Origin of the sequence: Myceligenerans xiligouense, assembly GCF_003814695.1 — a bacterium.
Taxonomy (GTDB): domain Bacteria; phylum Actinomycetota; class Actinomycetes; order Actinomycetales; family Cellulomonadaceae; genus Myceligenerans; species Myceligenerans xiligouense.
Map to the genome: position 1 here is coordinate 3,972,363 of NZ_RKQZ01000001.1, position 13,748 is coordinate 3,986,110.

Consider the following 13,748-nt stretch of genomic DNA (forward strand, 5'->3'; position numbering starts at 1 on the left):
GCCGGCCGGCGCACGCCGGCCGCTCCACCGCCTCGGGCCGCCGACGGCGGCGGCGTCAGAGCCGCAGCCCGGCCCAGCGCTCCCCCACACCGCGGACCGTCGCGCGACGCACGCCGGAGTCCGGGTCGTCCGGGTCCGGGTCTCCGCCGCGCGGCCGCACCAGGTCGATCTCCAGCCGGTCCTCGGTGAGCGTCTCGGCGAGCCCGCGCCCCCACTCGACCACGGTCACGGACTCCTCCAGCGACGAGTCCAGGTCCAGCGCGTCGAGCTCGTCCAGGCCCCCGAGCCGATAGGCGTCCACGTGCACGAGCGCCGGGCCGCGGGTGCCGTCCTCGCGCGGCAGCGGCGGGTGCTCACGCGCGATGATGAAGGTCGGCGACGCGACCTGGCCGCGCACGTGGAGCCCGCCGCCGAGCCCCTGGGTCAGGGTCGTCTTGCCCGCGCCCAGATCACCCGTGAGGATCACGAGGTCCCCGGCGCGTACCAGCCCGGCGAGCCGCGCACCGAACGCGCGGGTCGCGTCGGCGTCGGGCAGTTCGAGGGCGATCGTCTCCGTCGTCGTCCCGTTCACGACCATGTTCCCTTTCCGGCGAGCGCGCCGAGGCTCGCGTCGTCTGCTCCTACTTCCTGGGCGCCGACGTACACGCGCGGCATGCGCGCGGCGACGCGGGTGACGATCTCGTAGCTGATGGTGCCGGCGGCCTGCGCCCAGTCCTCGGCATTGGGCGCCCCGGCGTGCTCGACGCCGTCGGCCTGTCCGAACAGCGTGACGACGTCGCCCGCCTGCTCGGTCGCGTACGGGCCGAGGTCGACCATGATCTGGTCCATGCACACCCGGCCCGCGACCCGCACGACGCGCGCGGAGCCCGGCCCGGCCTCGCGCGACGCGACGTCGCCCACGCCCCCACCGACCAGGACGGGACCACCCGGCCCGAGCGCCCCGCCGCTGGCGTGGCGCGGGATGCCGTCCGCGTACCCGAGCGGGATCACGCCGAGCGTGGTGTCCTGCGACGTCGTGTAGTGCAGCCCGTAGGAGACCCCGCTGCCCGCGGGGACGCGCTTCACGGTCGCGAGCCGCGCCTCCACGGTCATCGCGGGACGCAGTCCGTACGTGCTCGGGACGCTGATCTGCGGCACGGGCGTCAGGCCGTACATCGCGATGCCGGTCCGTACGAGGTCCCAGGCCGTGTCGGGCCGGGTGAGGGTGGCGGCGGAGTTGGCGAGATGCCGCACCTCGGGCGTGAACCCGGCTTCCTCGACGGCGGTCACCGTGTCCTCGAACGTCTTCACCTGGGCGTCGATACTGGGGTGGCCGGGCTCGTCGGCGCAGGCGAAGTGCGACATGACGCCGGTGACCTCGACCAGGCCCCGCAGGTCGGCGGCACGCCGCAGCACGCCGGGCAGGTCGTCCACGGTGACGCCGTTGCGGCCGAGCCCGGTGTCGACCTTGAGGTGCACGCGCGCGGGACGTCCGGCGGAGCGGGCGGCGTCCGCCGCCGCGTCAAGACCCCAGGGTGCCGCCACGCCGATGTCGATGTCGGCGAGCAGCACGTCCTCCAGAGGCGCGCCGGGTGCGTAGAGCCAGGTGAGGATGCGTGCGTCGGCGGGGGTGACGCCGGCCCGCCGCAGCCGCAGCGCCTCGCCGACCTGCGCGGCCCCGAGCCACGTCGCGCCACCGGCGAGCGCCGCCCGGGCGACGGGCAGCAGCCCGTGTCCGTAGGCGTCACCCTTGACCACGGCCATGAGGGCGGCGCCCGAGGCGGCACGACGCAGGGCCCGCACGTTGTCGCGGACGGCGGTCAGGTCGACGACGGCGCGCGCAGGGTACTCGGGATCGAACCCGGGAAGAACGCCGAGGGGCGGGGTGGTGCTCACACCCGCGATTCTCGCACTGCCGCCCGGCCGACGGCTCCTCGGACCGCGACCACGCCGTTCTGCGTGATGGGAGCGCAGCTACACCGCCAGGACGGCGTGCTCGTCCGCCGCCGGCGCGTGAGCGCGGGGCCGTCGTCCGCCCCCGGCGCGTTAGCGTGAGGCGTGCTCTCGCCCCTGCCCGTGCGCGACGGGCTGAATCCCACCCGGCTCGTGCTGCCGCACGACGACGCGACCGTTGCCCGCTGTCCGACGTCGTACGCGTGGCTCCTCGACCGGTTCCCCGACGACCGCACGCGCCTGCGGGAGAAGGTCGCGGCCGGTGAGGTCGTCACCGGCCGCGGGACGCCGATCACCCCGGACACCCCGTACGAGCCGCGCGGCCTCCTGTTCCTGTACCGCGACCCGCCACGAGACGAGCCCGCCGTCCCCTTCGAACCGGAGATCCTGCACCACGACGCCGACCTCCTCGTCGTCGACAAGCCGCACTTCCTCGCCACGATGCCGCGCGGCCGGTGGATCCGGAACACCGTGCTGGTGCGCCTGCGTGCCACCCTCGACCTGCCCGAGCTCAGCCCGGCGCACCGGCTCGACCGGCCGACGGCCGGCGTTCTCGTCCTGACGGTCCGCCGGGAGGTGCGGGGCGCGTACCAGACGCTCTTCCAGGAGCGGCGGGTGCGGAAGGTGTACGAGGCGGTGGCGCCGCTGCACGACGACCTCTCCGTCGCCACCCCTGTCACGGTGCGCTCACGGATCGTCAAGCATCGCGGGACCGCACCCGCGCAGGAGGTCCCGGGCGCGCCGAACGCGGAGTCACGGATCACGCTCGTCGCCCGCGACGAGGCGCGCGGCCTGGGCCTGTACCGCCTGGAACCGCACACCGGCAAGACGCACCAGCTCCGCCTGCACATGGCGTCACTGGGCGTCCCGATCCTGCACGACCCGTTCTGGCCGGTGCTCCGCGAGGACGTCGCGGACGACTTCGCCCGCCCGCTCCAGCTCCTGGCGCGGGCGGTGGAGTTCCGCGACCCGCTGGACGGGGCTCTTCGCCGCTTCGAGTCTCGCCGCTCCCTCGACATCGACGGCGCGCTGCCGAGCGGGACCGCGGAGCGGCAGGTCGTCCTCCGATGAGAGATCGCGCGAGGCGCGCGGGGATGCCCAAACGGGACCACTGCGCTCTGGCAAAGGCGCCCTTCGCAGCCCCGACTCATCGTGGTGGCAGACTCGGTCGCAGAGCTACCGCTCGTAGGAACTGCTTCGGTGTTTGGCCTTGAGGATCAGGACGATCAGAGCGTTATTCAGCGGCTCGGTTCTGGTCATGAGCTGGTGAGGCTCTGGCCTGCGGTGACGCTGCTGCAGGGCAAGGTTCGGTAGATAGCGCAACGGTCCTTGCGTGCGGTTGGATCCAGGTTGTCTACGCCAGGATTCGAACCGTCCGAAGGACCGATGCGCCACCACAGTACCGCCGGGTTGACCGGTGCCCAGACCGCCGAACTGATCGCTCGCTGCTGGCAGGTCCACACCGGCCGGCCCGATGGTGATCGGTACGACTTCACGCTTCCGTTCGGCAGGGCGGTCACGATGGTGCTGATCATCGCCCGGCACAACCTGCCCCAGCAGCTCACAGGAGACCTGTTCGGCATCGCGCAAGCCACCGTCTCGCGGATCTGGCGGTACCTGATCCCGATGATCGGACAGGTCACCGCCCTGGACCGCAAGCATCTGGCCGACGCGCTCGAACGCGGCACCGTGCTGATCGACGGCACGCCGATCCCAACGGGCAACCGCACAGGGACCGGGACCACGAACTACGCCGCCAAGCATCACAAGCAGGCCCTCGGCGTGCAGGTCGCAGCGTTCCGCGACGGCACCCTGGCCGACGTCTCGACACCGGTACCCGGCTCGCGACACGACTCGCGTGCACTGGACGAGGTCGGCTGGGCCGACCAGATCACTGCCGCGCGGGCGAAGCGGGACTGGATCGCCGTCATCGCCGACACCGCCTACGTGAAACACACTCGCCTCACGCCACGGAAGAAGGCCCGAGGCCAGAAACGCCGCTCCAGAGCCGACCGGGAGCACAACCGGCACATCGCCTCCCTACGCGCACCGGTCGAACGGACCATCGGACTGCTCAAGCACTGGAAGATCCTCGCCACCGGCTACCGCGGCCGCCTGACCGAACTCCCAACCCTGATCCACATCATCGTCAACCTCGAGTTCTACCGACAGGCCACGTGAATAGCGCTCTCAGTTCGTCATCGTCGATCTCGTACACGACGCGGTAGTCCTTGACCGCGATCCGATACTCGAACTGTGACCCGGCCATCTTCTTGACGCCATGCGGCCGTGGGTTGTCCGCGAGCTTCTTGATCGCCGCGTCGATCTGGTCGGCGATCCGCCAGTCGCCCTTCCTGATCTCCTTGATCTGGTCTTCTGCCTTGCGCCTGTACTTGATCACGTAGCGGCGGACCTCGACCGCGATCTCCCTGACGACGAGCTTGTCGCCCTCGACGGCGAGCTTGACGCGGTAGTGGCTGACCCGAACCTCAGTCTTCGGCCGCGTCTCACCAGCCTGCTTGGCAATACTCGCCTTGACCTGGTCGAACGCACGCCAGTTCTTCCGTTTGATCGCGCGGAGCGCGTCTTCGGCGGCGCTCGTGTACCTGATCGCATACCGCTGGCTCATCGCGCATCACCGGCGTTGGCCCTGCCATCAGCCCGGTCATGGTCGTGGTCTCCGAGTGCTTCTTCCTCGCGCTCGCGGGCACGCTCCTCGGACTCGGCTTCGATCTCCAGACCCTCGAAGATCTTGGTGTCCTCAGGGTCGATCACGACCGCGACGAGCCGGCCGTTCTTCGTGATGCCGATCTTGCGGCCCGGATCCGCCGTCAGAGCTGCGACCATCTCGCTCATACCCGGTCCCATGCCGTTGAGGTCGACCATGTACTCGGGGTACACATCCGTGCGGACGGTAGCGGGGTCGATGAGGTCGAAGTCCGTGGGCTCGTACATGGCGTCACTCATGAGTCCTCCCCCGATCCCGTCTCGTTCTTGATCGTGCCCGCGCTGACCCGCGGCTCCCGAGCCTGGTGCTCGCCGGGCTTCTGCTGGTACCGGACCTGCAGGTGCTCGAAGATCGAGGCGTCCACACGATCAATGACCACCGCCGCGACGAACCCGTCCTGGACGACGCCAAAACGACTGCCCGGGTTCTCGATCAGGTACTCGATCATCGCTCCCACCGGCTCACCAAGATCACCGACGTCACGGATCTCGTCCACGTAGATCTCGGTGATATCGAACTTGCTCTCGACGTTGTCACTGGCCACATTCGGCACGCTATCGCTCCCATCAGACGGGGGCTGTTCGAAGGCTGTGAAGGGCTTCCTCATGTCGGCCTCTTTGCTGATCGTGATGCCAAGTCCAGCCCAAAGATCGCCGTCCGGCACTCGACGGCGACGACATTCGAGGGAATCAGAGTCATCGGTCTGGGTCACCGCCTCCGACGGTCACGCCGAGCTGTTCGGCCGCCTCGTCGAGGTGAGCGACGAGCCAGTTGCGGCGGTCTGTCATGCGTTGCTCCTACCGGTAGCGGCCTGCTGAACGCGCTGGTCGTCGTGGATCGATGTTGGCGGTAGCAGTGGTCACATGGTGTTGCGGTGTTGTGTCCACGTGCGGGCGGCTTGGACGGGTCCGTCGCGGTGAGGGCTGGGGTGTTGGACGGCGAGTCGGCGCCACATGCCGTACGTCGCGGCGGCGAAGGTGGAAACGGTGGTCGCACGGGTGTCGGGCTGTATTCCCCAGGTGGGGGCGGTGAGTTTTTCGGCGTCGGCGGGGTGGTGGCCGGCGGCGATGAGCCGGATGGTCAGGAGCGCGGCGTCGACCCATGCCGGTCCGGCGCGAGCCCAGGCCCAGTCGACGAGGTGCGCCTGGCCGTTGGCGACCAGGAGATTCAGTTCGTGGACGTCACCGTGGACCAGGCTCCGGCCGGTCAGGGCGTCGGTGATGTCACGGTCGGCTCGCACGAGTTGGTCGAGGTGCTGCTTCTCCCACGGGTCGAGCAGGTCGGCGTGCCGCGGGGGAAGTCGAGGCCGGCTTCGTGCGCGGCATTCTCCATGTCGCGCATGGTGGCGCCGCGGGCGGCGGGGATGGGCGAGTGGCGCCTCCAAGTTCCGGTGTGGTGGGTCCAGATCTCGGCTTTGGCAAGATCGGTGTTGGTGCTGTGCCAGACGCGAACCGACGTCAGACTTCCGGCGGTGGTGTGTACGGCCGCGGTCAGCTGCGCGGCCAATGGGGACAGTCCCGGGTCGCGCGCTACGGCAGGAGTCAGGGAGTGGAGCACGGTCACGACCCCGGCCGCGTCGATCGAGCCGGTGGTCTCGTCAGCCGCGTCGTGCACGACGGCAGGAGCATGCTGCATCGCGACGCCCCGAGTGGCCCACTTCAGCAGCGGAAGGTCGTTCAGGTCGTCCCCCACCGCGACCGTCGCGGCGGCCGGCACATCGAGCCGGGTCCGGATCCGCTCCACGGCGGTCGCCTTGGAGACGTCGGCCGGGGTGGCGTCGATCCAGTTCTTCCCCGCCGGGGTGACGGTCACGCCGCCCAGTGCGGCCAGGGCCTCGGTGTGCCGTGCTAGCCCTGGGGCGTGCAGCGCGACCCGCGTGGTCGGCTCACCGTGGAGCTCGGACGCATCGACCACACGCTGGGGACCGTTCAGCAGACCGGCGTCGAACCGGTGGTTGACCTGCCAGCCCTCCCCGAGCCTCTCGACCGCGACCAGAACCTCGGGTTCGAGAGCCTGAGCCTTGGCGATGACCGGTCCCGGGTCGAACACGGCGGTGTCGGTCACCTCATAGCCCGAGGGCATGCCCGCATCCAGGTGCACGGTCACCGCGCCGTTCGACCCCACCGCGAACCCCTCGGTCAACCCGAGCCTGCGGGCCATCGGAATCAGCCCGGCCAGCGACCTCCCGGACGCCGGAACAATGTGATGCCCGGCCGCGCGGGCCAACTCCAAGGCGTCGACGGTCTGGACCGGGACCTTGCAATCCTTGCCGACCAAGGTCCCGTCAATGTCGAGCACGATCAGCATCTCAGCGCGCATTTGCGGGGCCATGGCCGGGCTCATCGGACGGCTCCTGCCGGGCGGCGCAGTTCTGCGCGGACCTCGACCTCGACGCCGTCGAGTTCTCCGGTCCACACGGTGCAACCCGGCGTCAGCAGGTGATGATCCAGCGGCCGGTCACAGCCCAGCAGGCGCGCGATCGCCTCACCATCGGCCAGATCCCGCGGCTGCAAGCAGACGTGGTTCCGGGTCGCCGTGAACAATTCGACCCGTGGACCGCCGACCGCGGAGAGGAGACTGGCCGTCAGGTCCAGGACATCACCGATCCCGAGGGTCGGAGGCCTCCTGGCGTCGTGGTCGTTGAGGTTCATGGATTCCTGCGGGCTGTTCGTCATGTCGTGCTCCCCTGGTCGGACTCGGAGGGCAGGCGTTGCCGTCACGTTCAACCACTGTGTGGGGATGCGGTTCTGAAAGATCCCGTCGCTGCCGGGCGACTTTCTTCCAGGCGTTGGAAGTTTTCGCTCCAGTACTGACTCGCGGAGGTGTCGTTCTCTACGATCGAGGCGGACGTCGCACGTCAACAGGCCATCGAAGGGGCGGGCATGGCCACCAGCGCCAAGGCACGACGAGAACAGTTCCGCGAGAGCCTGCTCGCTCAGGGGCACGCGATGGCGCACGTCGCCGCCGAGATCGGCACGACGTTCCGTGTACGCCCACGCACGGCGTGGCGGTACGCGATGGGCTGGCCGCAGTGGAAGCTCGTGCAACAGCTACGCACGACCAACCCTGACCTCACGATCTCCGAGAGCCGGGTCAGCGAGTGGGAGTCCTGGCCCTATGGCGGCACGAAGCCGTCGCTGACGATCCTCGGGGCGCTGGCTCGCACCTTCGGCAACGGCTGTACCGTCGGTGACCTGCTTGACGACGCCGACCGGGAGCACTTCTCCCCCGCCGAACTGATGGTGGTCGGCCGTACCGCCGACCGCTCCGAGCACGCCATCATGGTGCCCAGCACCGGCTCTACGGTGACCGGGCCGGTCCGGGAGGGAGACGACGACGTGCACCGCCGGGAGATGCTGCGACTGCTCAGCACATTCGCCGCGACCGCACTCTTCCCCGTTGCCCCTGCTCCAGGGCCGACGCCGCCGGTTGCGGAGTTCCGGAAGTTCAATGAGCACCTTTAGCAGGTGTACGCGTTCGCCCCGTCGAAGAGTGACGTGATGCCGCTGGTGCGACGGCAACTGTCAGTCCTCGTGGAATGCCTGCGAGGTTCTCCCGGCCCGAGCGCGCGTCAGCATCTGTGCACGCTGGCGGCGGACCTGTTCCAGCTCGCCGGAGAGATCTCCTTCGACGCGGACAACTACACCGTCGCCGCGCACTGCTATCACCAGGCTGCTCAGGCCGGCAAGGACGCCGGTGCGCACGACCTGTGGGCCTGCGCACTCACCCGGCACGCCTACCTATCGGTATATGAGAAGCGATTCGCCGACGCCGCACCACTGCTCAACCTCGCCGCAACGATTGCCACGCGCGGCGACAGCGAACTGTCGACACGCCACTGGGTAGCGGCCGTGCAGGGCGAAACCTTCGCGGGTCTGGGAGACCTGGACGCCTGCTGCCGAGCACTCGACAGCGCCGAAGAGGTCGCCGGACTCACAGGGACAGTCCACAACGGCGGCTGGCTGCGCTTCAACGGGGCCCGCCTCCCGGAAGAACGTGGTACGTGCTATGTGACCCTGGGCCGTCCTGACCTGGCGGAGGCCGCGCTGGCTGAAGCGCTCGATCACGCCACGTCCGTCCGACGGCGCGCTGGAGTCCTGGCAGACCTCGCGGTCGTCGGCGCCCAGCGCGGTGACCTCGACCAGGTCATCACCCACGCCGACGCCGTGCTCAAGCACGCGCACGAGACCCGGTCCGGCATGATCGCTCGCAAGCTACTCGACCTGCGCCCTCACCTCAGGCCGCTCCGGACAGACCTCCGAGTCCGGGAACTCGATGCCCGGATCACCACCCTGACCGCAGCATGACGAAGGGAACCACGTTGCACCACGAACCCGGCCGGATCTTCCGCGAGGCATGGATCGCCGGCGTCACCGCGCACTACCCGGGTGAGCCCAAGCCCGGCTACATCGCGGCCTGGGACGAGACCCCCGAATGGGAGCGATCCGCCGCTGCGGCCGTCTTCGAGCAGGTCCGCTCCTTCGCCGAGACCACCGGTGGTGCGGCCGGTCGGCTCACCCGCGAGCAGAAGGGCCGGTTCGTCGCGCTGTGCTGGATCGGGCAGATCTACAAGCACTTTCCCGATCCCAAGCCCTCCTACGTCGCGGACTGGGACGACATGCCCGCCTGGCAGCAGGAGACCGACACCGAGATCTTCGAGACCATCGAACGTCTCCTCTAGGAAGCGTCAGGAGGGGGCCCTGGCGCGGCACGTCCACCGGCTGCTCGCCCTTCAAGCTCGGCGCCTCGAAACGATCACTATCGATCATTTCGTTGACCCGAAGTGTCACGACCGCCTACTTTCTGATCGGGAGAGCGAACAGATTTCGCACTATTCGATCAAACTCGATCACTGACGATCGCCGCTCTCCGTACCAGACCAGTCAAAGACGACGGAGAGCACCCATGTCACGTCCCTACCGCCGCAGGGGCACGCCCGCCGCCGCGGTCGCAGTCCTCGCACTCGCCGCAGGCGGCCTGCTTTCTCCATCTGCCGCCGCGCAGGACACGGCCGCGGCGCCGGCGCCGGCCGTCACGAGCGCCGGCCCCGAGCTCCACGTCGACGACCCGTCGATCGACTGGCGCGAACTCGTCGTCGACGGCGACGACGTCGAACGCCGCCCGGACGGCACGCCCTACAACGTGTTCGGCGGCTTCGGCTCGGTATCCTGCAACAACACCGGGAAGCTGCTCCTGGACTACAAGGAGGAGAACCCGGACGCCTACTGGTCGATCATGCGCCTGCTCTTCGACCCGGTGGACGGCGCGGGCCTCGCGCACATCAAGGTCGAGCTCGGCGCGGACTCCAACACGTCGTCGGGCGCTGAGCCGGCGACCAAGCGGAGCGCCGGCGAGCCGGCCAACGTGCTGCGCGGCGCGGGCTTCCACTTCATCGCCGACGCGCTGACGATCAACCCGGACATCGAGACCGAGATCCTGCGCTGGGGCGAGCCGTCGTGGACCGGCAACGACCCGGCCAAGCGCTACCAGTGGTACAAGGAAACCATCGACGCCGCGTACGACACCTACGGCGTCGAGCTCGACTGGGTGAGCCCGTCGCAGAACGAGGTGCGCCGCGACACCTACCAGGACGCCGAACTGCGCTGGACCGTCCAGTTCGCGAAGTGGCTCGAACGCGACGCACTCGCCGCCGACGCACGCTTCGACTACTCACAGATCAAGATCATCGCGCTCGACTCGTACCGTGAGGGCGACCGGATCGCCGGCAAGATCCTCGCGGACCCCGAGGCGCTCGAGCAGATCGACGCGCTCGGCTACCACTACGACATCGTGGGCGGGCCGAACGTCACCCGGCTCAACAAGGAGTTCGGCAAGCCGATCCTGTATTCCGAGGGCGTCGCACCCATGATCGACCCCCAGTACCGCGTGAACGCCGAGCCGGAGCGCGGCGGCGTCGGTGGCGCGGTCGGCGCCGCGGACATCGCGGACCGCTTCATCAACGCCTACCGGTGGAGCGGGGCGGGCGACGACCCCGCGCACATGACCACGTTCCTGTTCCAGCCCGCGGTCGGCGCGATGTACGAGGGCACGCAGTACTCGCCCAAGCACCTGATCCGGGCGTCCGACCCCTGGTCGGGCTACTGGGAGGGCGACATCGGCATCGCCACCGTGCGGCACTTCCACCAGTTCGCGGAACACGGCTGGGAGTACATCGAGGGCGCGACGGGCGGTGACGGGACCAAGGGCGACGGCGGCACCAACGTCGACACCTCGACCCGCACCGTCATGACCCTGCGCACGCCCGCGAGCGCCGACGGCGAGCCCGAGCTCACGCAGGTGCACGCCAACAACACGGCGACCGCCCGGTACTTCGAGGTCAAGGTCGCGGACCTGGGTGAGAGCGGCCGGCCGCTCCACGCCTGGGAGACCACGGGGCCGGAGGCCGGGGAGGCGTACGACGCCGACTACTTCCAGAACGTCGGCCACTACGCTCCGGTGCGCACCGAGACGATCGACGGCACCGAGCACGACGTGTACCGCGTGAAGGTCGAGCCGTACTCGATCCTGACGCTGTCGACGCTGCCGCACGGCACCGACGGCACCACGCGGGAGTACACGCCGGGCGACTACGCGTCCGAGGCGGACGACGAGATCCTCTCGCTGCCGTACCGCGACAACTTCGAGTACGACGACTACCCCGCCGCCGTCGTGAACGGCACGAAGCTGTCGTACGTGGAGCGGCGCGGCGGGACGCCGCGGTACACCGCGGACCAGGACGGGGCGTTCGAGGTGGTCCGCACCGGCCGCCGCTGGCACCGCAACAACGTGCTGCAGCAGCAGATCCACGCCGAGAACCGCGGCTTCACGTGGAACGTGTGGGGCGACGGACGGCAGGACATCCTGCAGTCCGCCGCGCCGTCGACCGTGCTGGGCGACCACCGGTGGGCCGACTACAGGGCGACGGTCGACTTCCGGCTGGACGACGTCATGCGTGACGAGAGCCTGGCGAACTTCGCCGGTCTCGGCGTGCGGCAGGTGTACGCGCGCGGCGGCGACCAGGCCACCTACGCCACCCGAGTCCACGCGGACGGCACGTGGGAGCTGCGCAAGCTCGACACCGTCGTCGCGTCGGGCACGCTCGACGGGTTCGACCCGGGGGCGTGGCACAAGTTGTCGGTCGAGGCGCGCGAGAACGTCATCACCGCGCGGCTGGACGGTGACCTGCTGAAGCAGTGGGTCGACCCGGCGGCCAACCCGGTGCTCGCGGGCCGCGTCTCGCTCGTCAGCGGGTTCTACAACACTCAGTACGACAACCTCGCGATCACGCCGATCAAGGGCCAGGCGTGGAAGTCCGAGAAGCTCGACGACTCCGACGAGCGCGTGTCCTACCCCGACGGCGCGCGCTTCGCGCAGTCGGGCTTCGCGCACTTCAACCGCACGCTGCACGTGCTCACCGCGGGGCAGTCCGCCGAGCTCGACTTCACCGGCACGGGCCTGAACCTGTTCGGCGCCACGGGCGCGGCCACGATCGAGGTCGAGATCGACGGTCGTCCGCCGCGCACCGAGCAGGTCGGTGCGGCCGGCACGCGGGAGACCTCGTACTGGCTGCGTGGCCTGAAGCAGAGGCGGCACACCGTCACGGTGCGGGTGATCAGCGGGACGTTCACGCTGGACGGCGTCGACGTCCTGGCGGGCGGTGCCAAGGTCCGCGACGTCGCCCCGGAGGACCGTCCTGTCGCCCTGGTCGATCCGGTCTCCCGCACGGCGACCGCCGTCGGGCAGACGCCCGAGCTCCCCGCGACCCTGGCCGCGACGTCGGAGGCGGGCACGACGATCGACGCCGCGGTCGACTGGTTCCTGCCCGCCGGCGCGTTCGACGAGCCGTACTCCATGGTGCGCATCGACGGGACGTTCAGGAACGACCCGTCGCTGCGGATCTCGACGATCGTCGAGGTGGTGCCGGAGGGCCTGGTGTACTTCGTCGACGCCAACGCGCCGGCCGTCGGTGGTGGCGCGGCGTACCCCGCGATCCAGGCGTACGCCGACGCGCGGGGGGACGGGCTCCGCAACGGCGAGCCCGACGCCGTGTGGTCCGACGACGCCGGCTGGGGCCGCGCGGCGCCCTACTCGGGCAAGGGACCGCTCAACACCAACCCCTACGACAAGATGCGCGAGACCGGCTACTACACCTCGGGCACGGGGCAGCCACTCGACTACCGGCTGACCCTCCCGGCCGGGGAGTACACGCTCTCGTCCGGGCACACGGAGTGGTGGAACCCGGGCAACGGGCGGTCACGCCGCATGGCGACCTCCGTCTCGTGGACCGGGGCCGACGGCGCGGCGCACTCGGTGCCGCTGGGCTCGGTGGCGTTCCCGAACGGCAGCAGCGGCCGTTCCGAGGTACTGACGGGAAGCTTCACGCTCCCCGAGGAGACCGTCGTGACGTTCCGCGTCGCGAACGACGGCGGCACGGAGGCACCGGTGCTGAGCTGGCTGGCCGTGGCCGCCGGCTGACGCCACACGGCGCGCCGCGGGGCAGGTGTCCCGCGGCGCGCCCGGCCGGGCCGCGCGCGCCGGGCGTCGGCCAGGTCTCACCGCAGACCTGGTTACGGACGAGAGCACGCCGGTGCCAGGATGGTCGCATGAGCCTCTACGACATCCCCTTCCGCCGGATGGACGGCAGCGAGACCACGCTCGCCGACCACGCCGACGGCGTCGTCCTCGTCGTCAACGTCGCCTCCCGGTGCGGCCTCACGCCGCAGTACACGGCGCTCGAGCAACTGCAGAAGACCTACGCCGAGCGCGGGTTCACCGTGATCGGGTTCCCCAGCAACCAGTTCTTCCAGGAACTCGGCAGCAACGAGAAGGTCGCCGAGTTCTGCTCCACCACCTACGGCGTCACCTTCCCCGTGGTGGACCGCGTCAAGGTGAACGGGCGCCACACGCATCCGCTGTACGCCGAGCTGAAGAAGGCCGCCGACGACGGCGGTCACTCCGGCCGCGTGCGGTGGAACTTCGAGAAGTTCCTCGTCCTCCCGGGCGGGGAGGTGCGCCGCTTCGACCCGCAGACCACTCCGGACGCCCCGGAGGTCGTGTCGGCGATCGAGGCGCACCTCCCCCGCTGATC

The 13,748-nt window shown here is 69.8% G+C and carries 14 protein-coding genes and 1 pseudogene; 7 read left to right on the plus strand and 8 right to left on the minus strand.

Annotation, left to right across the window (positions count from 1 at the left end):
• Positions 1-55: 55 nt before the first annotated feature.
• Positions 56-577, minus strand: a complete 522-nt coding sequence (gene tsaE / locus EDD34_RS17375) for a tRNA (adenosine(37)-N6)-threonylcarbamoyltransferase complex ATPase subunit type 1 TsaE (protein WP_123815688.1) — start codon at positions 575-577, stop codon at positions 56-58.
• The gene (alr, locus tag EDD34_RS17380; protein ID WP_123815689.1) at positions 568-1,875 is read right to left on the minus strand and encodes an alanine racemase; all 1,308 of its coding nucleotides are present in this window, start codon (positions 1,873-1,875) and stop codon (positions 568-570) included. Before alr ends, tsaE begins: the two co-directional genes overlap by 10 nt.
• Before the next feature lie 162 nt (positions 1,876-2,037).
• Between alr and EDD34_RS17385 the strand changes: the two genes are divergently transcribed.
• Together EDD34_RS17385 and EDD34_RS17390 are read left to right on the plus strand one after the other, a co-directional pair.
• Entirely contained in the window at positions 2,038-3,003 is a 966-nt protein-coding gene (locus tag EDD34_RS17385; RefSeq protein WP_246012542.1) for a pseudouridine synthase, read from the plus strand.
• Positions 3,004-3,318: 315 nt separating this feature from the next.
• Complete coding sequence (locus EDD34_RS17390; RefSeq protein ID WP_123813516.1) at positions 3,319-4,113, plus strand: transposase family protein; 795 nt, start codon at positions 3,319-3,321, stop codon at positions 4,111-4,113.
• Here EDD34_RS17390 and EDD34_RS17395 read toward each other — a convergent pair.
• The 6 genes and pseudogenes from EDD34_RS17395 to EDD34_RS17420 all read right to left on the minus strand — a co-directional run bounded on the left by EDD34_RS17395 (position 4,082) and on the right by EDD34_RS17420 (position 7,335).
• Positions 4,082-4,561: a type II toxin-antitoxin system RelE family toxin gene (locus EDD34_RS17395; RefSeq protein ID WP_123815690.1), complete on the minus strand. Its 480-nt coding sequence runs from the start codon at positions 4,559-4,561 to the stop codon at positions 4,082-4,084. The genes EDD34_RS17390 and EDD34_RS17395 overlap by 32 nt on opposite strands.
• On the minus strand, positions 4,558-4,899 hold the full coding sequence (locus EDD34_RS17400; RefSeq protein WP_123815691.1) for a hypothetical protein: 342 nt from the start codon (positions 4,897-4,899) through the stop codon (positions 4,558-4,560). The genes EDD34_RS17395 and EDD34_RS17400 overlap by 4 nt, the downstream gene beginning before the upstream one ends.
• A complete protein-coding gene (locus tag EDD34_RS17405) occupies positions 4,896-5,204 on the minus strand; it encodes a hypothetical protein (RefSeq protein ID WP_123815692.1) in 309 nt (102 codons plus the stop codon). Before EDD34_RS17405 ends, EDD34_RS17400 begins: the two co-directional genes overlap by 4 nt.
• A 315-nt stretch (positions 5,205-5,519) precedes the next feature.
• Positions 5,520-6,044, minus strand: a complete 525-nt coding sequence (locus EDD34_RS20765) for a phosphotransferase (RefSeq protein ID WP_246012543.1) — start codon at positions 6,042-6,044, stop codon at positions 5,520-5,522.
• A gap of 179 nt (positions 6,045-6,223) precedes the next feature.
• Positions 6,224-7,003, minus strand: a pseudogene (locus EDD34_RS21285) (HAD family hydrolase); the annotation flags it as partial.
• Complete coding sequence (locus EDD34_RS17420; protein WP_123815695.1) at positions 7,000-7,335, minus strand: hypothetical protein; 336 nt, start codon at positions 7,333-7,335, stop codon at positions 7,000-7,002. The pseudogene EDD34_RS21285 and the gene EDD34_RS17420, both read right to left, overlap by 4 nt.
• Before the next feature lie 207 nt (positions 7,336-7,542).
• On the opposite strand from EDD34_RS17420, the gene EDD34_RS17425 reads away from it, so the two are divergent.
• The 5 genes from EDD34_RS17425 (at position 7,543) to EDD34_RS17450 (ending at position 13,746) form a co-directional block, all read left to right on the plus strand.
• Complete coding sequence (locus EDD34_RS17425; RefSeq protein WP_123815696.1) at positions 7,543-8,124, plus strand: helix-turn-helix domain-containing protein; 582 nt, start codon at positions 7,543-7,545, stop codon at positions 8,122-8,124.
• Between the two features lie 3 nt (positions 8,125-8,127).
• The gene (locus EDD34_RS17430; protein ID WP_211341624.1) at positions 8,128-8,967 is read left to right on the plus strand and encodes an NsdA family TPR-like regulatory protein; all 840 of its coding nucleotides are present in this window, start codon (positions 8,128-8,130) and stop codon (positions 8,965-8,967) included.
• Positions 8,964-9,341 carry a hypothetical protein gene (locus tag EDD34_RS17435; protein ID WP_211341625.1) on the plus strand — a complete coding sequence of 126 codons (378 nt, stop codon included), beginning with the start codon at positions 8,964-8,966 and terminating at the stop codon, positions 9,339-9,341. Before EDD34_RS17430 ends, EDD34_RS17435 begins: the two co-directional genes overlap by 4 nt.
• 224 nt (positions 9,342-9,565) lie before the next feature.
• Positions 9,566-13,135 (plus strand): hypothetical protein, encoded by a 3,570-nt coding sequence (locus EDD34_RS17440; protein WP_211341626.1) that lies wholly within the window; start codon positions 9,566-9,568, stop codon positions 13,133-13,135.
• Positions 13,136-13,263: 128 nt separating this feature from the next.
• Positions 13,264-13,746, plus strand: a complete 483-nt coding sequence (locus EDD34_RS17450; protein WP_123815697.1) for a glutathione peroxidase — start codon at positions 13,264-13,266, stop codon at positions 13,744-13,746.
• Positions 13,747-13,748 lie beyond the last annotated feature (2 nt).

Coding starts and splice junctions, on each gene's coding strand:
- tsaE (WP_123815688.1), bottom strand. CDS start 577: ATGGTCGTGAACGGGACGACGACGGAGACGATCGCCCTCGAACTGCCC.
- EDD34_RS17390 (WP_123813516.1), top strand. CDS start 3,319: ATGCGCCACCACAGTACCGCCGGGTTGACCGGTGCCCAGACCGCCGAA.
- EDD34_RS17395 (WP_123815690.1), bottom strand. CDS start 4,561: ATGAGCCAGCGGTATGCGATCAGGTACACGAGCGCCGCCGAAGACGCG.
- EDD34_RS17400 (WP_123815691.1), bottom strand. CDS start 4,899: ATGAGTGACGCCATGTACGAGCCCACGGACTTCGACCTCATCGACCCC.
- EDD34_RS17420 (WP_123815695.1), bottom strand. CDS start 7,335: ATGACGAACAGCCCGCAGGAATCCATGAACCTCAACGACCACGACGCC.
- EDD34_RS17425 (WP_123815696.1), top strand. CDS start 7,543: ATGGCCACCAGCGCCAAGGCACGACGAGAACAGTTCCGCGAGAGCCTG.
- EDD34_RS17435 (WP_211341625.1), top strand. CDS start 8,964: ATGACGAAGGGAACCACGTTGCACCACGAACCCGGCCGGATCTTCCGC.
- EDD34_RS17440 (WP_211341626.1), top strand. CDS start 9,566: ATGTCACGTCCCTACCGCCGCAGGGGCACGCCCGCCGCCGCGGTCGCA.
- EDD34_RS17450 (WP_123815697.1), top strand. CDS start 13,264: ATGAGCCTCTACGACATCCCCTTCCGCCGGATGGACGGCAGCGAGACC.